Source organism: Actinocrinis sp. (genome assembly GCF_035605935.1).
GTDB lineage: Bacteria > Actinomycetota > Actinomycetes > Streptomycetales > Catenulisporaceae > Actinocrinis.
Genome location: NZ_DATNGK010000292.1, coordinates 21585 through 28853 on the forward strand (window position 1 = coordinate 21585; position 7269 = coordinate 28853).

The window sequence follows — 7269 nt, forward strand, 5'->3', positions numbered from 1 at the left end:
CGCGACGACCGCGGGGGCGGGGTTTCAAATACCGGAGCGTGGGAGCACCACGTCCGGCGGCGCGCTTGAATGCGCCAGAAAAGGGGGCCGTCTGGACCGCCGCCGTCAGGCGCCATCGGATCAGGGAAATCCACAATGGGGTTGCGACGTAGGTCCTCAGGTGGGGAGCACTTGCCGTGGCCGCGCGGACGGAGCCCGAACGAACTCCGGGCCGACGTGGACAACGGGTGCAGCTACGAGATTAACACTCTTGAGCCATTGTGGCATTCCCCACCTTCGACGAGATCATGGCGTGTCGGTGTCATCCGGCGGCGAATCGGCCGCCGCGCCCCTGGAAGCGACGGTCAGAACTGTGACGCCCCAGCCCTCGGGTGCATAGTCGGCGGCCTTCCGGGCCCAGTCCGGACCGACGGTGAGCACCAGCACGGTCGGGCCGGCGCCGGAGACGAACGCCGCGAACCCGTCGGCTCGCAGCCGCCGGATCAGGGCCGCGCTGTCCGGCATCGCCGCCGCGCGGTAGTCCTGGTGCAGCCGGTCGCGCGTGGCGGCATGCAGGAGTACAGCCCGATGATGATGGCTGAGTTCCGGGGCCGTCAATGCCGCGGTGAGCAGGCCGGCTCGGCCGGCGTTGAAGGCCGCGTCGCGGTGCGGCACCGAAGCGGGCAGCAGGCCGCGGGCGACCTCGGTGGCCAGGCGATTCGGCGGGATGAACGCCACCGCGCCGACGTCGGCGGCCGGCTCGAGCCGCTGCGCAAAGGCCCGCATGTGCTCCGGCTGACGACCCGTGAAGATATCCGTCGAAACGTGCGTGGAAACTTCCGGCGAACCGCCGGCCGCGATCACCAGGTCAGTATCCTGCCGGCCACCGGACGGCCGAGGTGCCTCAGTGCCCTGTCCGAGCCCGTGCTCCCGCTCAGGGTCCTGCTCCAGCCATGCGATGGTGAGGCCGCCACGCAACGCGGGCGCGACGTTGTCGGGGTGCCCCTCGATGTGGTTCGCGAGGTCGAGCAGCGCCTCGTCATCGAGCACTGACGCGCCGCCCTCGACCAGGTCGCGAGCCGCGGTCAGGCCGGCGCAGATCGCCGCGGAGGAGGAACCGAGGCCGCGGCCGTGCGGGATGCGATTGCGGCAGCTGACCCGCAGCCCGGCGGGCTGCCCACCGAGCGCGTCGAAGCCGACCCGCAGCGCGCGCACCAGCAGGTGGCTCTCGTCGAGCGGTACCTGTCCAGCCCCCTCGCCGAAGACCTCGACGTTGAGGCCCGGCTCGGCGAGGACCTGCACGACGACCTCGTCGCGCAGTTCCAGCGCGAGCCCGAAGGCGTCGAAGCCGGGACCGAGATTGGCGCTGGTGGCCGGGGGCCGGACGGTGACCGGCTCGCGCCGGAAGCGCGGCTGCCGTGTTACAGGTCGCGGTGACGCAGACGTCAGCGACGGTTCGGGCAGGGCCAACCGGCTCACTCCAGTCCGAGGACGCCGACCGCGACTGCCGCGTCGACGGGGACTTTCGGCGGGGTCGGCGCGCCGTTGATGGCCCAGTCCGGGTCCTTGAGGCCGTTGCCGGTGACCGTCACGGTGATCCGCTGCCCGCGCGCCAGGCGGCCTTCCTCGGCCAGCTTCAGCAGCCCGGCCACGCCTGCGGCGCTGGCCGGCTCGACGAATACGCCTTCGCGCCCGGCAAGCAGCTTGTATGCGAAAAGGATCTGACGATCGGTCACCGACTCGATCAGGCCGCCGGATTCGTCGCGTGCGGCGATGGCCAGCTCCCAGGACGCTGGATTTCCGATGCGGATCGCGGTGGCGATGGTCTGCGGGTTGGCGACCGGCGCGCCGCTGACGAAGGGCGCTGCTCCGGCGGCTTGGAAGCCGTACATGCGCGGGCGGTGCGTGGCGAGCCCGGCCTTTTCGTACTCGGTGTAACCCATCCAGTAGGCGGAGATGTTCCCGGCGTTGCCGACCGGCAGCACGTGCAGGTCAGGGGCGTCTCCGAGGGCGTCTACGACCTCGAAGGCGGCGGACTTCTGCCCGGCGAGGCGCGCCGGGTTCACCGAGTTGACCAGCGCGACCGGATAGTTATCCGCGAGGTCGCGGGCCAGGGTCAGGCAGTCGTCGAAGTTGCCGGCCACCTGCAGGATCTTCGCGCCGTGCGCGAGTGCCTGGCTCAGCTTGCCGAGGGCGATCTTGCCGTCCGGGATGAGCACCGCGCAGATCATCCCGGCGCGCACCGCGTATGCGGCGGCCGAGGCGCTGGTGTTGCCGGTGGAGGCGCAGATGGCCGCCTTCGCGCCGTCCTCGGCGGCCTTGGAGATGGCCACCGTCATGCCGCGGTCCTTGAACGAGCCGGTGGGGTTCATCCCCTCGACCTTGAGGTACACGTCGCAGCCGGTCAGCTCGGAGACCACGTTCGCGCGCACCAGCGGCGTGCCGCCCTCGCCCAGGGTGACCACCGGTGTGGCGGTGGAGACCGGCAGCCACTCGCGGTACTCCTCGATGACACCGCGCCAGGCGCCGCGCGCCCGGTTCAGGCTCTCAGCAGCCATCTCGCTCTCTCTTCCCTCGCCTGCTCGCTCACCGGCGCTTCGATCGCGCCGCGCCTATTCGCCCTCGACCCGCATCACGGAGGCCACGTCGCGCACCGTGTCGAGCGCCCGCAGGCTCTCGACGGTCGCGGCGAGCGCGGCGTCCGTGGCCACGTGCGTCGAGATCACGAGTCGCGCGTCGTCGCCGCGACCGGACTGACGCACCGTCTGGATCGACACCTCGTGGTCGGCGAAGACCAGCGCGACCTGCGCCAGCACGCCCGCCTTGTCATCGACGTCGAGCGAGATGTGGTAGCGGGTGCGCGCCTCGCCCATCGAGCCGACGCGCAGGTCGGCATACGCGCTCACGGCGGGCGCGCGGCCGCCGTTGACCTTGTTGCGGCACACCGCGACCAGGTCGCCGAGCACCGCGCTCGCGGTCGGCGCGCCGCCGGCCCCCGGACCGTAGAACATCAGCTGTCCGGCGGCTTCGGACTCGACGAAGACCGCGTTGTACGCCTCGCGGACACCAGCCAGCGGGTGCGAGCGAGGGATCATCGCCGGGTGCACGCGGGCGGTGACCGCCTCGCTGATCGGGTCGAGTTCGCAGATGGCCAGCAGCTTGACCACGCAGTTCAGCTCGCGCGCCGAGGCTACGTCCGCGGCGGTGACCTCAGTGATGCCTTCGCGATAGACATCGGCGGCGGTGACCTTGGTGTGGAACGCCAGACCGGCCAGAATGGCCGCCTTCGCCGCCGCGTCGAAGCCCTCGATGTCGGCGGTCGGGTCGGCCTCGGCGTAGCCGAGCGCCGTCGCCTCGTCCAAGGCGTCCGCGAATCCGGCCCCGCTCGAATCCATCCGGTCCAGGATGAAGTTCGTCGTCCCGTTGACGATGCCGAGCACCCGCTTGACCTTGTCGCCGACCAGCGATTCACGCAGCGGCCGCAGCAGCGGGATGGCCCCGGCGACCGCGGCCTCGTAGTACAGGTCGGCGCCGTGTTTCTCGGCGGCGGCGTGCAGGGTTGCGCCGTCCTCGGCCAGCAGCGCCTTGTTCGCGGTGACCACGCTGGCGCCGTTCGCGAGCGCGGCGAGCAGCAACGAGCGGGCCGGTTCGATGCCGCCGATGACCTCGATCACCACGTCCACGTCCGGGCGGGTGGCCAGCGTGAGCGCGTCGGTGGTGAACAGCCCGGGGTCAACCGGCAGATCGCGCACTCGATTCGGCCTGCGCACGGCGATCCCGGCCAGTTCCAGCGGGGCGCCAATACGGGCAGCCAGGTCGTCGGCGGTCGTGGTCATGAGCCGGGCGACCTCGGAGCCGACAACCCCGCAGCCCAACAGCGCTACCTTCAGCGGGCGCTTGCTCATGCTTCCCAACCTCGTCCTCCGCTTGCCCTGCCCGGCAAGTGTCGCCGGTCTGTCCGTTTCCCGGTATCCGTGGTCCATTATCCGAGACTCTGCCCGAAAGTGGCCCGCTCGCATCGCGCAGCTTGCGCAGCCGCCAGAGCAGGGTGCCTCCGGCAGCCACCGCTATCGTGCCGCCGCACGCCTCATCCGAGGTCGAGCGCCAGCAGATCCTCCTCCGTCTCGCGGCGCACCAGCAGCCGCGTCGTACCGTCGCTCACCGAGACAACCGGCGGGCGTAGCGCGTGGTTGTAGTTGGAGGCCATCGAGCGGCAGTAAGCACCCGTCGCCGCCACGGCGATCAGATCTCCCGCAGTCACGTCGGCGGGCAGCCAGGCGTCGCGAACCACGATGTCGCCAGACTCACAATGCTTGCCGACGACGCGGGCGAGCATCGGCGGCGCCTCAGAAGCCCGCGACGCGAGCGCACACGTATATAGCGCGTCGTACAGTGCCGTACGGATGTTGTCGCTCATACCGCCATCCACAGACACATACGTCCTGAGGCCATCCAATGGCTTGACGGTCCCCACCTCGTACAGCGTGATCCCCGGCGTGCCCGCGATCGCGCGGCCCGGCTCGACTGTCAGGCGCGGCACCGCCAACCCGTATCCAAAGCACTCCCTCGCCACAATGGCCTTGAGCCCCGCGACGATGTCGAACGCATCCGCCGGATCGTCCTCGCTCGTGTACGCGATTCCCAATCCCCCGCCCAGGTCCAGCTCCGGCAGGCGCACCCCGTGCTCATCCCGGATCGCGGCCAGCAGCCCGACCGCCCGGTGTGCCGCGACCTCGAAGCCAGAGGTGTCAAAAATCTGCGACCCGATGTGCGAGTGGATTCCCACCAGATCCAGCGCCTCATGCTTCAGCACGCGCCGCACGGCCTCCGCCGCCAGCCCGCCGCTGAGTGAAAATCCGAACTTCTGATCTTCATGCGCGGTCGCGATGAACTCGTGCGTGTGCGCCTCGACGCCGACCGTGATGCGCACCATAACCCGCGGACGCACGCCGCGCTCCGCGGCCAGTTCGGCGAGCCGGTCGATCTCCTCGAACGAGTCGAGCACAACGCGCCCGACCCCGGCGTCCAGCGCGCGCACCAGCTCGGCGCGCGACTTGTTGTTGCCGTGAAAGGTCAGCCGGTGCGCCGGGAAATCCGCGGCCAGCGCTATCGCCAGCTCGCCACCCGAGCAGATATCCAGACCGAGCCCCTCCTCGGCGGCCCAGCGCGCGACGGCCCGGCTCAGGAAAGCCTTGCTCGCGTAGTGCACCGGGGGTTCGGCCGGGTCGTAGTCGCCGAAGGCCGCGAGCCAGGCACGTGCCCGCATCCTCCAGTCGGCCTCATCAATCACATAAGCAGGAGTCCCCTGCTCCTCCGCGAGCCGCCGCAGCGACACTCCCCCGAGCGAGATCTCGCCGTTCTCCTCCCGGCGCGCCGACGAGGGCCAGACCTTCGCCTCCAGCGCATTGAGATCGGCCGGCGGCGCGGACACGCCGTTGCCGGGCAGGATGTCTGCGTGACGCGGTCCCGCAGGGTGTGCAGCGCGGCTCATATCTGTCCCTCTACTCCGTGCTTCTGCTACCCGACCAGTCCCCGCTCCGCCGTGTTACCGCTACATCCGCTCCGGCGCCGAGACCCCCAGCAGCGCCAGCCCGTTCGCCACCACGGTTTGCGTCGCCTCCGCCAGCCACAGCCGCGCCCGGGTCAGCTCGGCCGGGATCGGGTACCGCTCGCTCGGCAGGATCCGGCAGTCGTCGTAGAACTTGTGGTACGCCGTCGCCACGTCCTCCAGGTACCGCGCGACCCGGTGCACCTCCCGCAACTCCGCCGCGCTGGCGACCACTCGCGGGAACTCGCCGAGCACCCCGAGCAGTTCCGCTTCCTTCTCATGCACGAGCAGCCCCGGGTTGAAGTCCTGCGCGGTCCCCTTGTCGATGCCCAGCTCCGCCGCGTTCCGCTTCACCGAGCACATCCGCGCGTGTGCGTACTGCACATAGAAGACCGGGTTGTCGTTGGCCCGCTTGGTGAGCAGGTTGACGTCGAGGTTGATCGAGGAGTCCACCGAGGACCGCGCCAGCGAATAACGCGCCGCGTCGACCCCGATCAGCTCGACCATGTCTTCCAAGGTCACCACGTTCCCAGCCCGCTTGGCCATGCGAACAGGCTGACCATCCCGCACCAGGTTGACCATCTGCCCGATCAGGATCTCGACGTTGTATTCGGGGTCGTCGCCGAAGCATGCGACCATCGCCTTGATCCGGCCGATGTAGCCGTGGTGGTCGGCGCCGAGCATGATCACGACCCGGTCGAAGCCCCGGCTGCGCTTGTCCAGGTAGTAGGCGCAGTCGGCGGCGAAGTAGGTCCAGGCGCCGTCGCTCTTCTTGACCACCCGGTCCTTGTCGTCGCCGAAGTCAGTGGTCCGCAGCCAGACCGCGCCGTCCTGCTCGAAGACGTGCCCCTGCTCCCGCAGCCGCGCCACCGCGGCGTCAAGCTCGCCCTTGTCGTGCAGTTCCTTCTCGTTGAAGTAGACGTCGAAGTGCACGCCGAATTCGGCCAGCGACTGCTTGATCTCGGCGAACATCAGCGTGATGCCCTCGACCCGGAACACTTCCCGAGCCTCGGACTCGGGCAGCGACAGCACGTCAGGCGACTTCGCCACCACCTGCGCCGCGATGTTCTCGATGTACCCGCCGACGTAGCCGTCTTCGGGGATCTCCTCGCCCTTCGCGGCCGCCAGCAGTGACCGGGCGAACCGGTCGATCTGCGCGCCAGCGTCGTTGAAGTAGTACTCGGTGCCGACCCGCGCGCCCGCAGCCCGCAGGGTCCGTGCCAGCGCGTCGCCGACTGCGGCCCACCGCACGCCGCCGATGTGGATCGGGCCCGTGGGGTTCGCGGACACGAACTCAAGGTTGATGTTCTGCCCGGTCAGCGCGTCCCCGCGCCCGTACTCGTCCCCCGCCAGCACGATCGCCCGCGCCAACTCGCCCTGCGCCGCGGCGTCCAGCGTGATGTTCAGGAATCCCGGCCCGGCGATATCGACCTTCTTGATTCCGGTGATCGCCACAAGTCGGCCCGCCAGCATCTCGGCCACCGCGCGCGGGGGCTTGCCGGCCGCCTTCGCGAGTTGCAGTGCGACATTGGTGGCGTAGTCGCCGTGGTCCCGGTTCTTCGGGCGCTCGACGGTGACGGTCGAGGGCACGGGAACAGACAGGTCACCGGCGTCCACGGCGTTCTGGAGCGCGGCGACCACGGCGGCGGAAAGCTCAACTGGGGTCACGTGCCAAGGGTACGGGAACGGCCCCGGCCACCCCCAATCAGTTATCCACAGCCGCTCCGCAACTCAATCCCTAC

General features: G+C 69.8%; 5 protein-coding genes. All 5 read right to left on the minus strand.

Annotated elements, in window-relative coordinates; all coding sequences use genetic code 11:
- Positions 1-285 precede the first annotated feature (285 nt).
- The 5 genes from thrB to argS all read right to left on the minus strand — a co-directional run bounded on the left by thrB (position 286) and on the right by argS (position 7195).
- Positions 286-1449, minus strand: coding sequence for a homoserine kinase (gene thrB, locus VN779_RS23535; RefSeq protein ID WP_325726991.1), 1164 nt, complete (start codon positions 1447-1449; stop codon positions 286-288).
- Positions 1450-1454: 5 nt separating this feature from the next.
- Positions 1455-2537, minus strand: coding sequence for a threonine synthase (thrC, locus tag VN779_RS23540; RefSeq protein ID WP_325726993.1), 1083 nt, complete (start codon positions 2535-2537; stop codon positions 1455-1457).
- Between the two features lie 54 nt (positions 2538-2591).
- Positions 2592-3884 (minus strand): homoserine dehydrogenase, encoded by a 1293-nt coding sequence (locus VN779_RS23545; protein ID WP_325726995.1) that lies wholly within the window; start codon positions 3882-3884, stop codon positions 2592-2594.
- Positions 3885-4066: 182 nt separating this feature from the next.
- On the minus strand, positions 4067-5470 hold the full coding sequence (gene lysA, locus VN779_RS23550) for a diaminopimelate decarboxylase (RefSeq protein ID WP_325726997.1): 1404 nt from the start codon (positions 5468-5470) through the stop codon (positions 4067-4069).
- A 60-nt stretch (positions 5471-5530) separates the two neighbouring features.
- Positions 5531-7195: an arginine--tRNA ligase gene (argS, locus tag VN779_RS23555; RefSeq protein WP_325726999.1), complete on the minus strand. Its 1665-nt coding sequence runs from the start codon at positions 7193-7195 to the stop codon at positions 5531-5533.
- Between the last annotated feature and the right edge of the window lie 74 nt (positions 7196-7269).

Bases quoted from the DNA above. Each gene is read 5' to 3' on its own strand.
- lysA (WP_325726997.1), bottom strand. From the start codon at position 5,470: ATGAGCCGCGCTGCACACCCTGCGGGACCGCGTCACGCAGACATCCTG.
- VN779_RS23545 (WP_325726995.1), bottom strand. From the start codon at position 3,884: ATGAGCAAGCGCCCGCTGAAGGTAGCGCTGTTGGGCTGCGGGGTTGTC.
- thrC (WP_325726993.1), bottom strand. From the start codon at position 2,537: ATGGCTGCTGAGAGCCTGAACCGGGCGCGCGGCGCCTGGCGCGGTGTC.